Source organism: Microbacterium sp. A84 (genome assembly GCF_051842815.1).
Classification (GTDB): Bacteria; Actinomycetota; Actinomycetes; order Actinomycetales; family Microbacteriaceae; genus Microbacterium.
The window spans coordinates 876,009-891,436 of the sequence record NZ_JBPXMS010000001.1 but is presented as its reverse complement, the minus strand read 5'-3'; the positions used below and the strand labels follow the sequence as shown (position 1 = coordinate 891,436).

The 15,428-nt window shown below is 65.2% G+C and carries 13 protein-coding genes; 8 read left to right on the top strand and 5 right to left on the bottom strand.

Features of this window, described 5'->3' with window-relative positions; genetic code table 11:
- Positions 1–32: 32 nt before the first annotated feature.
- From ACSU04_RS04505 to ACSU04_RS04495, 3 genes are read right to left on the bottom strand one after another with little or no spacing between them, the layout of a single operon-like run.
- On the bottom strand, positions 33–1,241 hold the full coding sequence (locus tag ACSU04_RS04505) for a DUF4350 domain-containing protein (RefSeq protein ID WP_439288551.1): 1,209 nt from the start codon (positions 1,239–1,241) through the stop codon (positions 33–35).
- Positions 1,238–1,906, bottom strand: a complete 669-nt coding sequence (locus ACSU04_RS04500; RefSeq protein WP_439288550.1) for a DUF4129 domain-containing protein — start codon at positions 1,904–1,906, stop codon at positions 1,238–1,240. The genes ACSU04_RS04505 and ACSU04_RS04500 overlap by 4 nt, the downstream gene beginning before the upstream one ends.
- On the bottom strand, positions 1,903–3,258 hold the full coding sequence (locus tag ACSU04_RS04495; RefSeq protein ID WP_439288549.1) for a glycerophosphoryl diester phosphodiesterase membrane domain-containing protein: 1,356 nt from the start codon (positions 3,256–3,258) through the stop codon (positions 1,903–1,905). Before ACSU04_RS04495 ends, ACSU04_RS04500 begins: the two co-directional genes overlap by 4 nt.
- 171 nt (positions 3,259–3,429) lie before the next feature.
- On the opposite strand from ACSU04_RS04495, the gene mtrA reads away from it, so the two are divergent.
- The 5 genes from mtrA to hpf all read left to right on the top strand — a co-directional run bounded on the left by mtrA (position 3,430) and on the right by hpf (position 9,065).
- A complete protein-coding gene (gene mtrA / locus ACSU04_RS04490; RefSeq protein ID WP_439278630.1) occupies positions 3,430–4,110 on the top strand; it encodes an MtrAB system response regulator MtrA in 681 nt (226 codons plus the stop codon).
- Between the two features lie 9 nt (positions 4,111–4,119).
- Positions 4,120–5,817 carry an MtrAB system histidine kinase MtrB gene (gene mtrB, locus ACSU04_RS04485; protein WP_439278629.1) on the top strand — a complete coding sequence of 566 codons (1,698 nt, stop codon included), beginning with the start codon at positions 4,120–4,122 and terminating at the stop codon, positions 5,815–5,817.
- Entirely contained in the window at positions 5,814–7,526 is a 1,713-nt protein-coding gene (locus ACSU04_RS04480; RefSeq protein WP_439288548.1) for a GerMN domain-containing protein, read from the top strand. The genes mtrB and ACSU04_RS04480 overlap by 4 nt, the downstream gene beginning before the upstream one ends.
- A gap of 104 nt (positions 7,527–7,630) precedes the next feature.
- Positions 7,631–8,311 (top strand): ComF family protein, encoded by a 681-nt coding sequence (locus ACSU04_RS04475; RefSeq protein ID WP_439288547.1) that lies wholly within the window; start codon positions 7,631–7,633, stop codon positions 8,309–8,311.
- Positions 8,312–8,408: 97 nt separating this feature from the next.
- On the top strand, positions 8,409–9,065 hold the full coding sequence (gene hpf / locus ACSU04_RS04470) for a ribosome hibernation-promoting factor, HPF/YfiA family (RefSeq protein ID WP_439278626.1): 657 nt from the start codon (positions 8,409–8,411) through the stop codon (positions 9,063–9,065).
- Between the two features lie 86 nt (positions 9,066–9,151).
- On the opposite strand, the gene ACSU04_RS04465 is transcribed toward hpf, so the two are convergent.
- Positions 9,152–10,471, bottom strand: coding sequence for a hypothetical protein (locus ACSU04_RS04465; protein WP_439288546.1), 1,320 nt, complete (start codon positions 10,469–10,471; stop codon positions 9,152–9,154).
- Positions 10,472–10,523: 52 nt separating this feature from the next.
- Complete coding sequence (locus ACSU04_RS04460; protein ID WP_439288545.1) at positions 10,524–10,835, bottom strand: DUF2249 domain-containing protein; 312 nt, start codon at positions 10,833–10,835, stop codon at positions 10,524–10,526.
- A 66-nt stretch (positions 10,836–10,901) separates the two neighbouring features.
- Here ACSU04_RS04460 and ACSU04_RS04455 point away from each other — a divergent pair, with 66 nt between their 5' ends.
- The 3 genes from ACSU04_RS04455 to ACSU04_RS04445 are packed head-to-tail and all read left to right on the top strand — an operon-like array spanning position 10,902 to position 15,417.
- A complete protein-coding gene (locus ACSU04_RS04455) occupies positions 10,902–11,585 on the top strand; it encodes a helix-turn-helix transcriptional regulator (RefSeq protein ID WP_439288544.1) in 684 nt (227 codons plus the stop codon).
- Positions 11,582–12,748 carry a hypothetical protein gene (locus ACSU04_RS04450; RefSeq protein ID WP_439288543.1) on the top strand — a complete coding sequence of 389 codons (1,167 nt, stop codon included), beginning with the start codon at positions 11,582–11,584 and terminating at the stop codon, positions 12,746–12,748. Before ACSU04_RS04455 ends, ACSU04_RS04450 begins: the two co-directional genes overlap by 4 nt.
- Positions 12,745–15,417, top strand: coding sequence for a multicopper oxidase domain-containing protein (locus ACSU04_RS04445; protein WP_439288542.1), 2,673 nt, complete (start codon positions 12,745–12,747; stop codon positions 15,415–15,417). Before ACSU04_RS04450 ends, ACSU04_RS04445 begins: the two co-directional genes overlap by 4 nt.
- Positions 15,418–15,428: the final 11 nt, after the last annotated feature.

Here is a 15,428-nt window from a genome sequence, read left to right as displayed (position 1 = left end):
CTCGCCCTCGGTGAACGTGGTTGATGGGGTGGTCACGGTGTGTTGTTCCTTTCCACGTGCACGGCGGTTTCAACCGCCGTTTCAAGCTCGGCAAGTCGACGGGCTGTGTCGATCAGTTCTGCGTCGTTCGCGGGCAGGGGGCCTGCGAGCAGTTGGTGAAGGGAGCCACGCGGGATACGCAGCCGATCGGATGCCGCGTCGGCCACTTCGGCGGGCGTGGAACGCGCGGTGAGCCCGAGCCGCCCGGCGAGCCGTCGCAGTGACCCGTCACGCAGCGACTCGGCAGCGTGTGCTGAGTCAGCGGCCTTCGCAGTGAGGTGGGCGCGACCATGCATCGTCTCAGAGGCTCTGACGGTAACTGGCAGCGTCTCTGCGACCAGGGGGCCGAATCGCTGTCCCCGCGAGATCACAACGACGATCCCGGCCAGCAGCAGGAGCAGAATCGCGGGTGTCACCCAATCAGGTGTGAGTGCGGCGAGCGTGTCGGCGCCCTGCGCTTCGATATCGGTGTCAGCGAACGAGGGCACGTACCAGACGATGTTGTCGGTCTGTCCGAGCAGAGCGAGGCCGAGGGCAGCGTTGCCGTTCTCGGCAAGATGCTCATTGCTGAAGAGGCTGCTGCCCTCGATCAGTGCGGTGCGGATGCCGCCGCGATCATCCACGAGTAGGCCCGCATTACCGGCGTCATCCACGTAGCATCCGGTCACGCCCGCTGCCGGAGTGAAGAATCGTTCAGGTTGGATTGTGCCGGTCTTGGCGAGCTCGGGCACTTCGCACCGTGCGGTGAAATCGCCCGCTGCCACTGGCGCGTTCTCGCCCAGATCGAGCAGACGCAGCAGCCGGCTCGCGCTGGACAGGAAAACGGTGTGACCTGCGGGCTCGATCAGCTCGGTCACGGCATCGTCGGAGAGATTGAAGGGATCAGCCATCACCAAAGTGGTGTCATCGCTGATCGCGGCTCGCGCTTGCGCGCGGGTACGGACAACGGTGATCTCAGCTCCCTGATCGCGCATGATCTCGGCAAGGGCGAGCGCGCCGGAGTCCTTGGCGCTTTCCGGATCGAGGGTTCCGCGCGAGTCCGGACTGGTGAAGCTGATGCCGCCGATGAAGAGCGCGAAAAGGATCACGGCGACGATGATCGCGATCCAGCCGAGTGCAGAGCGTAGCCTGCCCGTGCGCCGCACGGCGGTGCTGGGGAGGTCAGCGAATGCCGCGGCATCCTGCTCTGCAGTGAGAGTCATGCCGGCACCACCTCAGACGGAGTCGCTGTCTGCAGGGCGGTCGGATGCTGCGAGGCGAGCAGATCATCGGTGGCTGCCAGTGCCCGATAGCTCTCTTCGGATGCGGGATGGCGGAGGTAGCGAACATCATCGAAGGCTCCGGCTGCAGCTGTCACCGCAACGTGGTGTGCGTTGAAGACGCGCGCGGCTTCGCGAGCGATCGCTTGGGCGGTGGCTCCAGGGGCGGGGTCGATGATGTCGCGTTCCAAAAGGCCGCGTGCGAGCGCGCGGAAGCGCAGCACTGTCGCAGCGTCCCAGTCTCCACCTTTGGCGCTGCGCTCAGCGTCCGCTCGTAGCTGCGCAGCCGTGCGATCGTCACGCTCGCCGAGCAGTTCGGTGCTGTTTCGTCTCACACGGCGCGACATGCGTGGCTTGCCCCACAGGATCAGCACGGTGATGAGCGCTGCGACGATCACAACGGTGACGATGATCAGCGCGGTGTTGCCGGCCTGCGCGCCGGTGTCGTTCGAGAAGAGACTGGCAATGAAATCCGCGACGTCCTCGGCCAGATAGTCGAACCATGTCGGTTTCGCATCGGCGTAGCGCGGATTCTGGAGTTCCTGCTCCGCCCAGCGGCGTGCTTCCTCACCGTCTGGAACGAAAGGATCAACGTCGAATCGAATCATGCACTGCCTGACCCGGGGGGAGCCCAGGGGCTCTCACTGGACGGCGGAATCGGCTGCGCTGCTGGCGGAACAGGTGTCTGCGGAGCGGGCGGGGGCGGCGTCGCACCGACATATGGCGCATTCTGCTGCTGCGGCGAGTATGGCTGCGCGGCGGGGTACGGCGGGGCAGCGGGGTAAGCCTGCTGTGGGTAAGGCTGCGCAGCGGGGTACCCCTGCGGCGGGTACTGCGCCCAACCGACCGGTGCCGCAGCAAACGCCGGCGTCTGCTGCTGCGGCGGCGCGCTACTCACAGCGCGGGCAGGGTCCACAGCAAACGGGTCTCCCAGCTGCTCTGCGGTTGCTCCGCGGTCGCGGCGCTCCAGATAGCTGATGAGGCTGTGGTCAAGGCCCTCATATCGCATCCGGCAGTCCAGATAGATGAAGGCGGCCGCGGCACACTGCACCACGATCGCGACAGCCTGCAGTACGTAGATCAGCAGCTGAGGAGCGATCGCTGTCAGCAGATATGCCCCGATCTCCGACGCGTCATTGGGGCCGGTCGGGGCGATGATCGAGCCGAACAGTGAACCGATGAGAGACAGTGGAACGCTGACCAGCCCCACGGCCGTGTTCATGATCAGGCTGACGAGCAAGATGACAGCGAAGGTGTTCCAGAATCGTCCTCGCGTCAGGCGCCACGAGCGCACAAGACCTTCTCGGAGGCTGACACCTTCCAGAACCAGCACAGATGGCACCAGCAGCAGCTTGGTATTCAGCCAGACTCCCAGCGGAATCATGCCCAGCACGAGCAGTATGCCGACCACGACGGTCAGGCCGACTCCCTCTGCCGAGCCACCGGCACCGGCCAGCACACCGAGGGCGATGATGCCGCCGACGATGGCGATGAGCACGAGCGCGGCGAGCGCCTGCAACAGGCTCCAACCGATGAGACGCCACAGCGCGGGGCGCATCCGGCGCCAGAGCGTGCCCAACGACGGCTTCTCACCGAGTGCGGCGTACCCGATGTTCGCTGCGACGATGCCCTGCATGATTGCGGTGAATGCGACGCTCACCAGGCTCATGGCGATCGCCACGATGGCGTTGATCGCGATCGATCCCCACAGCACCGGGTAGAAATCCGGGCTGCTGGGGGAGAGCGACTCCATGCGCAGGAACGTGCCGTACACGACCGCACCGACCACGGCGACGGTGATCGCGGCGACAATGAGCTGCACGACGATCGCGAACCCGAACAGCACCTTGGGATTGTGCCTCAGCGCCGCGAAGGGTTTCCCCAACAGGGCACCGAAGGTAAGCGGGTGCAACGGAATGAGCCCCGGTTTCGGGGCAGGCGTCCAAATCTGTGCGCTCATGACGCTCCCTCCGACGTGCAGAACCATCGTGTCATACTCGTCGCCTCTCACGGAGAATCGTCGGGAGCGCTACCGTGATCCAAACGTTGTCATGAAGTACGCTGGGAAAAGTTGCGTCCGTCCTCAACCGCAGGGCGGCGTACAAGCGAAGAAAGATGAGGCTGGGACCAGATGACCTCACGGATCCTCGTGGTCGACGATGACACCGCGCTCGCCGAGATGATCGGGATCGTGTTGCGCACCGAGGGCTTTGAGCCGGTGTTCTGCGCGGACGGCGCGAAAGCAGTCGAACAGTGGCGCACACAGCGCCCCGACCTTGTGCTGCTCGATTTGATGCTGCCCGGCATGGACGGCATAGAGATCTGCACGCGGATCAGGGCCGAGTCCGGCATCCCCATCATCATGCTCACCGCGCGCAGCGACACCGCCGATGTGGTGCGCGGGCTGGAAGTGGGGGCCGATGACTACATGGTCAAGCCCTTCAACCCGAAGGAGCTCGTCGCTCGGATTCGCACGCGACTGCGTCCGATGGCGACGGCGACCAACGAGATTCTGCGTATCGGTGATCTCGTTGTCGATGTCGATGCACACGAGGTGCGCCGCGGCACTATGGCGATTCCGCTGACTCCGCTCGAGTTTCAGTTGCTCGTTGCCTTGGCGTCGAAGCCCCAGCAGGTGTTCTCGCGCGAGATGCTTCTCGAGCAGGTCTGGGGTTATCACTACAAGGCCGATACTCGGCTGGTGAATGTGCACGTTCAGCGGCTGCGCGCGAAGGTTGAGCTCGACCCCGACGCGCCGAAGATCGTGATGACGGTTCGTGGCGTTGGCTACCGGGCCGGGAGTGTCGGCTAGGAGATCGAGTTGACCGCGACGAACCCGGCGACAACGACGGTCGCGGTGTTGCGTGACTGGCGTGGATGGCTGGAGACCGTTGCGAATCTTTGGCGACGCTCGCTGCGCTTTCGCACCATCTCTGTCACGCTGCTGCTCACGTCGTTCGCGATCTTCGTCACGAGCCTGACGATGGCGCTGGTCATCCAGAACAACCTGTTCGAGTCACGCCGAGACGAAGTGCTCGCCGACGCGCGCAGCGCCGTCGCGGCGGCGCAGAGGACGCTTGATTCTGCCGACGTGTCTGATGACCCTTCGGCTCTGCGCGGAGCGTGGGGCGAGGTGCAGGACACCATCCCACGGGCTGCGGCATCCACGCATATCGCGGTGTTCCCGATCGATGAGCTTCCGGTTGGCAGCGGGGTGCGTGGCTTCACGTATGACCTCAGCGGCGACCTGCTCAGTTCGGCACTACGCCTGCAGGTGGTTTCGTTCTCCGACCGGCAGTCGTGGCAGTCTGTCGCGCTGCCGATGACTGATGGAACGATCGCGCCCGGAATCGTCGTTGGCCAGCAGCTTCTTCTGCCGGAGGTCGGTGCGTTCGAGGTGTACATCGCTTACGACCTTGCCGACTCGGAGCAGACGCTTCAATTCGTGCAGAGCACACTATGGGCGGCTGGTCTCATCCTCATCGCGATCATTGCCGGAATCTCGTGGACCGTGCTGCGGACGGTGTCCAGGCCCATCATTGAGGCATCCGAGACAAGTGCAAGGCTCGCCGCTGGCGATTTGGCAGTGCGGCTGCCGGTGTACGGGGAGGACGAGCTGGCCACCCTGGCAGGTTCGTTCAATGCGATGGCGGACAGTATCGAATCGCAGATCAAGGAGCTGGGCGAGCTCTCGCTTGTGCAGCAGCGTTTCGTTTCTGACGTCTCGCACGAGCTGCGTACGCCGCTGACCACGATCCGCCTCGCCGCCGACATGCTGAACGACCAGCGCGATCAGTTTGACCCGACCATGAACCGGACCGCTGAGCTGCTGCACACTCAGGTGCAGCGTTTCGAGACCTTGCTGTCTGATCTGCTGGAGATCAGCAGATACGACGCCGGTTCCGTGCAGTTGGAACTCGAAGCGACGAGTCTCGCCGATTTGGCGGAGGACATCATCGACCAGATGAGCACCCTTGCCGAGGAGCGCGGATCGGAGCTGCGCTTGGTCGCGCCTGGGGGATACTCTCTCGTCGACATGGACCCGCGTCGCGTACGGCGCGTTCTGCGGAACCTGATCGGAAACGCGATTGAACACGGCGAAGGACGACCGATCGTCATCACGGTCGACAGCAATCAGCATGCGGTTGCCGTCGGCGTGCGCGATTTCGGTCTCGGCATGGAACCTGCCGACGTCGAGCGCGTCTTCGACCGGTTCTGGCGGGCTGATCCTTCGCGTCAGCGCACGCTCGGCGGGACCGGTCTCGGACTCTCGATCGCTCTCGGGGATGCGCGATTGCACGGCGGCACGCTCGTGGTCTGGTCAGAGCTCGCGGTCGGCACCCACTTCGTGCTGACCCTGCCTCGGAGTTCAGGCGAACTGGAGGGGCCGTCGCCTCTCTCCGCAGAACCGCAGGAGACACTCTCCGATGTCAGTCGCGAGACTCAGCCGATTCAGCTCACCGAGCTGCGTGAGCTGTACTTCACTGACTCCATTCCGACCGCTGAGGAGAACTCATGATTCGCGGGCGACGAGGCCTCGTGGTCGCTATGGTCGCGGTTTTCGCCGTCGTCCTCACGGCCTGTTCCGGGCTGCCGACATCAGGTGACGTCACACCGGGAATGCCACTGGGAGACACCGATCTGCCACCAGATATCAGCCAGATCGCAGCGGGGCCGTTGGTGGGGGCGAGCCCGGAGGAGATCGTGGAGGGCTTCATGGATGCCGCCCTCACGCCGACGGACAGCTGGGCAACGGCGCGTCAGTTCCTGAGCGCCGAACTGTCCGAAACGTGGAAACCCAGCGTCGAGGTGACCATTGATTCGGGTGCGGCTCGCCGGGAGTTTGCGGCTGATCTTGACAGTGAACAGGAGACAGCGAGTTCCGCTGACGTGGAAGTTCTGATGGATCAGGTTGCGATCGTCGATGAGTTCGGCGCCTACACCGAGCTCTCGGGTGAATCCTCGGTGAAGTCTTTCGAGTTGGCGCGAGACGATGCGGGTGAATGGCGGATCACGACGGCAGCGAATGGCATCGTACTGGACGCTGAGGCCTTCCCTCAGGTGTTCCGGCGGTACGCGCTGCAGTACTACGACCAGAGCTGGACGCGTTTGATTCCGGACATCCGATGGTATCCGCGGCGTCCGCAGATCGCTACGACGCTCACCCAGGCGCTGCTTTCCGGCTCTCCCAGCGGCTGGTTGACATCCGCGGTGCGCAGCGCTTTCCCGAGCGACGTCGCGCTGGCTGGTGCTGCTGTGCCGGTCGACCCAGAGAAGGTGGCCACCGTCGAGTTGACCGCCTCCGCGCTCTCGCTGGATGCCACCGAGCTCTCGCGCATGCGGACGCAGCTGGAGGAGACGCTGCGATTGGCCGGCGTCAGCGAAGTGCGCCTGATGGTGAACGGTCGCGATCTGAATGCAGGCAAGGCAACGGTCGATGTGCTGAAACCTGAGCCAGGCACAGTGGTGCTCACCGCAACCGAGTTCGGGTCATACGTGGGTGACGAGATCACTGCGTACGAGGGCATCACTCCCAAGCTCGTCGACATCGCACCATCTGTGAGAGCGGTCGATGTCGCCGTAGACGGCACTCGTACGGCCGTGCAGTTGGATACCGGCGCGGTCTGGACAATGGCGAGCGGCAGCGCCGACGTGTTGGATTCGAGGGAGGGACTCATCGAGCCGTCGATGGACCCGTATGGCTACACCTGGTCTGTGCCGACAGGTTCTCCGCAGGCGCTGACGGCCTGGCGGTCAGATGTCACGTCCTTCGAGATCGCGGATGCGTTCCCTGAGGCGGCCTCGATTTCACACATCCGTGTGGGACCGGACGGTGTTCGTCTTGCCGCGATCGTGATGGTGGGCGGGCAGCGCTGGATCGGGCTTGCCGCGATCATCCGTGATGAGGACGAGGTTCCTGTGGAGCTCGGCGCGATGCACATGGTCGCCCAGCTCGACACCACAGCGCTGGGCTTGTCCTGGGTTGGTGAAGACACACTCAGCGTGCTGCTTGATGTGGAAGGGAACCGAACGGTGCTCACTCAGGATGTTGGCGGGCCGGGCACGTTTGCCGCGGCACCGGCGGGTGCGCAATCGCTCTCCGGCGGTCGTACGTTGACGGCAGTGCGAATTCTCAACGGTGATGGGGTGCTTTTCGCCCAGCGTGGCACGACGTGGCAGATCGGGCTATCGGATGTCCTGGTGCTTGGCACTCACGCAGGCCAATAGTTCTGCAGGCCAGTAGTTCTGCACTGGTATCGCTGGCGGCGAGTTCTCCGCAGAAGCGGCGTTCTCGCACATGACGACGTCCAGGGTGAGAGCACAATCGGGTCATGTGGAACCCGAGCTGGTGGGTAGGGCTTGCCGACGAGCTGGCGGCGTTCCTGCTGTCCGGGTGCTGTGCCGGCTGTGACGCGCCCGGCACGCTGCTCTGTGCCGCTTGCACGCAGGAGCTGATCGCCATACCCGTGCACAGCCAGACGCCGGAGGGGATTCCGGTGGTGTCTGCCTTCACGTACGAGTCGGTGGCCGCGCGTTGCATCCGCCGTGTCAAGGAAGACGGTGAGACGCTGCTCACGCGCCCGTTAGGAACGGCGCTCGCGGTCGCGGTGGGCGAGGTTGCGCTGGGTGAAGGTGCGGTGGGCGGCCCAGCGCCGCTGATGGTCCCTATGCCCACAGGAAGGGCAGCGTTCAGGCGACGCGGCTATCGCGTACCGGAGTTGTTGATGCGACGCGCCGGGCTGCCGGTCAGCCGAATCCTCACACAGACGCGGCGCACCGCAGATCAGCGAGGTCTCGATATCGCGGAGCGTGGACGCAACGTGTCGATGAGCATGCGCGCACGACACGCCCGGGAATCTCAGGACGTGCTGCTATTTGACGACGTGGTGACAACCGGAGCAACTCTCGACGAGGCCGCGCGCGCCCTGAGAGAGGCGGGATACCGCGTGTGTGGTGCGGTCACGCTCGCTGCGACTCCAAAACATCAGCACTTCAATACGAACACCTCGTGAATGAGTGGTGACATCTGGGGAAACGGGGACTACGTTGGGGGTCACAAGGCGACCACGGTCCGCCCTTGGCCGGGAGGACCGGGACAAGGAGGCAGCAATGGAAACAAGCATCGTTGGCGTCGGGGTGGGTATCACCGATCGCTTCCGAACCGTTGTCGAGGAGAAGATCGCCCGCGTTCAGCAGTTCGCGGCAAAGGCGCAGCGTCTGGATGTGAAGGTCACGCATCGTGCGTATCGAGGCGGGCGCGTTCCAGATGAGACCGTTGAGCTCACGCTCGTCGGCAAGGGTCCTGTCGTGCGGGCAGAGGCTGTCGACGGAGACAAGTTCGTCGCCCTCGATCTCGCGGTCGACAAAATGTCGGAGCAGTTGCGTCGAGCGAAGGAGAAGCGCGTCGACGGACGTCAGCATCCGCGCGGGGCGCACTACGAGAAGGGCAGTGGTTCCCTGGAGGGAATTGATGTGCAGCCCGCATCCGCTGACCTCCTGCACGCGGTCGCGACCGGCGCCGTGCCCGTTCAAGTTGACGAGGAAGAGGCGTACTCGCCCGTCGTCATCCGCACCAAGAACTTCGATGCGGAATGGATGTCGGTGGAGGAGGCCGTTGACCGGATGGAACTAGTCGGACACGACTTCTTCCTGTTCGTCGATGTCCGCACCGACCACCCCAGTGTCGTTTACCGCCGCAAGGGCTGGGACTACGGTGTGATCTCGCTCACCGCGCAGGCTCCACCGGAGCAGGCGCTCGCGTCCTGACCTCGAGTCAACAAAACCACGCCGAGAATGCAGCGTTTCACCGCATTATCGGCGTGGTTTTGTCGTTTCGTGAGATCGTCGGAACGTCAGTCGAAGAGACCGTCCAGGATGCTGCCGATGACGAGGCCGCCCATGATGCCGGAGGCGAGGTTACTGCCGCCGCCACGGCGTCCGCCGCCCCATCCGTCATCGCCCCAGCCCTGCTGCTGCGGACGGGCAGAGTCGATGTCGTGCTGTGCGAGCTGTAGGGCCTCAGCGGCCAGCTGAGCCACGCGGCGCGAGGCAGTGAGAGCCTGCTCGCGGGTTTCCTCGGCGTCGATGAGTTCGGGGACGTCCACGCGAAGCCGCTCCGCCTCAGCAAGGCGAGTGCGAGCATCGGCGCCGATCCACCCGCGGTGCCCGGAGATGAGTCCGCGTGCAACCCCGAGCTGACGGTCTGCGTCATCGAGAGAGTGCTGCACCTGAGCGACGCTCGGCAGCGGGTTCTGTGCGCGGTAATGCGCCTTGGCGATCACTTCATCGAGAGCGGTGTTCGCGGTGCGCAACTGAGACAGCTCCGCGAAGGGATCATTACGAGTCGCGGCAGGGCTCAACGCACCAAGAGCATTCTCGAGGTCGGCGATCGCGGCGGATACGGCAGGCACCTTCGGAGCGCTGCGTGCCGCGACGATGTCGCCGCGGGAATCAGCGACAACTTCCGCGAGCGTGGACTCTGCGCGGAGCGCTTCGATCTCGAAGTCCTCGACGGCATCCAATAGGGCGCTCGCACGCCGGGTCGCTTCGGTCGCCGTCTCGAGAGCGAGGTTCGCCTCTTCGTTTTGGCGGGCGTCGCGGCGGCGCTCAGACACTTGTGCACCGTGCGTGGCGAAGGCGATGAGCTGCTCGGCCTCGTCTGCGGATGCTGAGATCTGGCGCATCGCTGAGTCTGAGTAGCGGGCGGACAAACGCTCGATGGAGGTTCGAATCTGGGGGAGACGATCGCTCAGCGTCTCGGCATCCTTGCGCACTCGCGCGATGATCTGCGGCGCCTGACGAACCCGCGAGATGGACTCAGCGAGCGTGGCCGTCTTCTCATCCAGCAGGTCTTCGGCCCACTCGCACAACTGCACGATGCGCGCGTTGCGAGTGCGAAGTTCCTCGTCGGTGTCTGGGATCTCGTCGTGATTGAGCTGATGCAGCTGGAAGGCCTCGCGCAGGTGGGTGCGGACGGCGTCAAGCGCTGTCTTCAGATCCTTGGTGAGCGATACGCCCAGCTCTGCCTCAGCGAATGCGAGTTCGTCACCGGCGGTGCGAATCCGCTCGTCGGTCGCGACCAGACCCTGTTCTGCCCTGCGTGCGAGATCGGCATCCTGCGCCGCTCGAGCTGCTTGTTCTTCGCGCTTGCGTTTACCCCAGAATCCGGCCATAACTCGATCCTACTTTCCCGGCGTGTGACGCGGCTGAGTTGCGCGAGGACATTCAGCCGATGCGGCGGATCAGGATGCGCCAGCGCTCGGGCCCGCGGTCGAGGTGCTCGGTGGTGTATGTGTCGCCGTGCCGGTCGGCGAGCTGGGTCAGTAGCGGAACGGGGTCATGGGTGGCCGAGATGATCAGCCCAGAGCCTGGCTGCAGGCTCTCCAGGGCGCCGAAGATCGACGCGTGTCGGATCGCGTGCGGGATCGTCTGCACGTCGAGTTCTGGTAGCTCGTCGTCGTGGCCTCCGCATGCGCAGCCCTGTGTGGGCTGGGCGACGGCGTCTGCATGTGAACGATGAATTTCGATTTCGGCCATGTCCGCTTCCTCTGGTTCGCTCAGGCGTGTTCGCCAGGTGGCTCTGAGTTTATTACAATGAAACCTGTGGAAAATACATCCCCGCAGAATCCGATGACGCCGGTGGCTACGCCGCGCCGCACGGCATCCACCGGTCGACGGCACTCCTCGACTCGCGAATTGGTGCTGCGCATGGTCGAGGCCCAGTCCGCGCCCGTTTCCACCCGCGCGATCGCGGCGGAATCTGGGCTGCACGAGAACACAGTGCGCGGTCACCTCGAGCACCTGCTCGCCGACGGATACGTGTCGTGCGATTCTGCGCCTGCGGGCGGTCGCGGTCGTCCCCGCCGACTATGGTCCGCGCGCATCGATAGCGCTGCCGCACCCTACGCAGCACTCGCCGTAGCGCTGGCCGCCAGCCTCGCGCAGACCAGCACAGAGCCCGAAGTCGTCGCCCGTGCGGCCGGCCGGGCGTGGGGTGCGCGGCTGGCCGCCGATGCGCCGCCGGCTGAGGATGGCGATGCCGCCCACCGTGCAGTCGTAGAGGTCATGCGCGAACAGGGCTTCGCGCCGCACGATGACGGCGACGTTGTGCGGCTGCGTCGCTGCCCTCTGATCGAGGCGGCCGTGCGGCATCCATCAATCGTCTGCACAGTGCATCTCGGCATGGTCGATGGCGTGCTCGATAGGATCGGACACAGTGGTGAGGTGTCGCTGTCTGCGTTCACCGCTCCGAATGAATGCACGCTCCGCCTGAACGTGGCATCGTGAGCGGTTCCCCGCCACGGGCCGCCTCGAACACCGGCAGGCGACGTACGCCCTCGTGGCGGCTTGTGTGGATGCTGCCTGCCGGGTTCGCGTTGCTCGCCGGACTCGATGCGGCCCTGCTGCTGCTCGGGCTCCCCGCACCGGTGACCGCAGAGCGCCTTCCGGCCGTGCACGGAATCGTGCTCGTGCTCGGTTTCGTCGGTACCCTGATCGCGCTGGAGCGGGCCACGGCGCTGGGTCGCTGGTACGGATTCGTCGCGCCGGGCATGCTCGGACTCGGCAGCCTCCTGATCCTCATCGACAGCGTGCCCCTGACCGTCGGCAAGGGGGTGCTGGTGGTGGGCACAGCTGCTTTTACGCTGCTGTATGTGCCGCTGTGGCAGCGGCAGCACGACCATCCGCTGCTGACTCAATTGCTGGCAGCCGGTCTTGCCTGTGCAGGATCGATCCTGTGGCTCGGTGGCGTCGGGTTCGACGATGTGCTGCCGTGGTTGATCGGATTCGTCGTCCTCACGATCGCCGCCGAGCGGGTCGAACTTGCCCGCATCACCATGGGACCGCGTGCGGGAGTGCGCCTCCTCGCGCTCGCCTGGGCCGTGACGGGTGCGCTTCTCATCGGCCTTGCGCTGCCGGATGCGGGCGCCATCATCCTTGGCGTGGTTCTGGCCATACTCACCGGCTGGCTCGTCGTGCACGACGTCGCACGCCGCACGGTCCGTGCCAGTGGTGTGACTCGCTACATGGCGGCCTGCATCCTCGCCGGCTACGTGTGGCTCGCCGTGGCCGCGGTGATCCTGTTGTTCGGGCATCCGGTCGACGCACGCTACGACGCAGTCGTGCACGCGGTGTTCCTCGGTTACACAATGTCGATGATCATGGCGCATGCGACGACGATCTTGCCCGCCGTGCTGCGCATCGCACTCCCATACCGCCCGGCCTTCTGGCTGCCGGTGGCGCTGCTCCAGGTGAGTCTCCTGGTCAGGCTCTGGCTGGGAGACGGCCTCGGCTGGCCTGCCGCCTGGCAGCTCGGCGGTGCCGGCAGCGTGGCAGCGCTCGTCTTGTTCTTCGCCACGGCGATCATCAGTGCGATCCTCGGTCCACCGCGTAAGCACGCAGGCACTGTCGATACCGACCGCGCCCGAGTAACCCAGGAGGCGGGTGCATGAGTTTCAATTTGTCTGTAGGTGGCGCGAAGAAGGTGCCGACACGCGGATTCCAGCCGCTGCGAGATCTGCCCACCGTGCTTTGGCTGCTGCTCGTGGTGGTGGCTGCCCTCGCCCATCGTGAGCTCCCCGCGCCCCGGTGGCTGATGATCCATCTGCTGTTGCTCGGCGCGGTGACCCACGCGATCCTGGTATGGAGTCAGCATTTCTCCTTCGCGCTGCTGCGCTCTGCTCCCGCAACGCAGGATCATCGGCAACAGATGTGGCGCCTCACGCTCGCGAACAGTGGCGCGGCACTCGTAATCACCGGCGTACTGACGTCGGTCTGGCTGGTGACGGCGGCCGGCGCGGCCGCGCTGCTCGTCGCCGTGATCTGGCATGGGACGAGTCTTGTGCTGCGCTCGCGGCGCGCGCTGGCGGGACGATTCGGGCGCACGATCCGCTACTACATCGCCGCAGCGGCGTTCCTGCCGATCGGGATCGTGATCGGCGCCTGGCTCGCTCGTGAGGCATCTGACGCGCTCACGCTCGCGCACGCGCTGATCAATGTGCTCGGCTGGATCGGACTCACCGTCGCCGGCACGCTCGTCACGCTGTGGCCGACGATCCTGCGCACCAGGGCGGACGACGACGCCGCGCCCGGTGCGGCTCGGGCGCTGCCTGTGTTCGTCGCCGGGGTCGCTCTTTCTGCGGTCGGCGCCGCTGGGTCGTGGATCGTCGTGCTCGCAGTGGGCCTCATCGGTTATCTGGCTGGGCTGGGGATCATCGGGATCTCGCTGTGGCGAGCGGCGCGACGCTCACCCCCACGCACGTTCGCGGCGCTGTCGGTGGCCGCGGCGATGCTCTGGTGGATCGGTGCGATGGTGGTGCTCGTCATCGCGGTGGTCTCTGCGTGGGTAAGTGGCAACGGCCTTCCTGCCGTGCAGGCGGGCGTCGACGCCATCGTGCCGTATCTCGCGGCGGGCTTTGTCGCGCAGGTGCTCATCGGTGCGCTGAGCTACCTCGTGCCGGTCGTGCTCGGTGGTGGTCCGTCCCCAGTGCGGGTCGGCACAGCGGCGTTCGACCGCGCCGGTGCGCTGCGCATCGCAGTGGCGAACACAGCCCTTTTCGTCTGCGCACTGCCGGTGTCGAGTCTGATTCGGGTGGTGGTATCCGCTCTCTACCTCGTGGCGGTCGCATCGTTCCTGCCGATTCTGTTCGTGGCGATGCGTGCGCAACGGCGTGCCAAGGCGGACGGCGTGCGCCTGAGCGAACCACGACAGGGGCCGATCGTTCCCGAGGGTGATCGCCCACCGGGGCGGCGTGCGGGACAGGCGGTGGCGGGCATGCTCTCTGTCGTGCTCGCCGTGGCCGTCTGCGCTGCCATAGCCCCTCAGTCGATGGGGTTGACCAGTGCTCCGGTGGGCGCCGATGACGCGGACGCTCCGGTCATAACGGTCGCCGTGGAGGCAGCCAATATGCGCTTCACGCCCGACGTGATCGATGTCCCTGTGGGGACGCGCCTGGTGATCGAGTTGACCAACACCGATGCGGGACAGCTGCATGACCTGGTGTTCGCGAACGGTGCGGGCGGATCCCGGCTTGCCCCTGGAGACACCGAGACGATCGATGTCGGTGTCATCACCGCGGACGTCGACGGCTGGTGTTCGATCGCTGGTCATCGGCAGATGGGGATGACGCTGACTGTGCGGGCGACCGGAGCGGCAACCCCAGATGCCGAGGATCACGATCATGGATCGTCCGATGCCACCGGTCATGATCGTGGATCATCTGGTGCAGGGGAGTCGCTGCCGGAGATCGACCTGGCGGCGGATCCGGGCGAGGGGTTCGAGCCCTACGACGCTGTGCTGCCGTCGCTGCCGGTCTCGGACTCGCCGGTAACGCACGAGATCACACTTCCCGTGACCGAACAGGTGCAGGAGGTGGCACCCGGTATTCGGCAACGGCTGTGGACCTTCGGTGGCACGGCTCCAGGTCCTGTGCTGCACGGCAGGGTCGGCGACACGTTCGTCATCACACTCGTCAACGATGGCACGATCGGACACTCGATCGACTTCCACGCCGGCGCTCTCGCCCCTGACGAGCCGATGCGCACGATCGCCCCCGGCGAGAGTCTCACCTACACGTTCACGGCGACGCGCTCGGGCATCTGGATGTATCACTGCTCCACTGCGCCGATGTCTGCGCACATCGCCAACGGCATGTACGGAGCGGTGATCATCGAACCCGCCGAACTGCCTCCCGTCGACCGCAGTTATGTGCTGGTGCAGGGGGAGTACTACCTCGGCGCGCAGGACAGTGAGATCGACATGGATAAATTGGCTGCCGGTGACGCTGACCTGGTCACCTTCAACGGTTACGCGATGCAGTACGCGCACGCGCCTCTTCCCGCGCGAGTCGGAGAACGGGTTCGGATCTGGGTTTTGGATGCCGGACCCGACCGAGCCTCGAGCTTCCACGTCGTCGGCGGACAGTTTGACACGGTCTGGTCGGAGGGGCGGTACCTCATCGATCGCGCTGCCGACACCGGCTCTCAGGCGCTCGGATTACTGCCGGCGCAGGGCGGTTTCGTAGAGCTCGTCTTCCCAGAGGCGGGGCACTATCCGTTCGTCTCGCACATCATGACGGATGCCGAGCGCGGTGCGCATGGCATGTTCGAAGTCATCGAGTGAGCAGGCCCGGC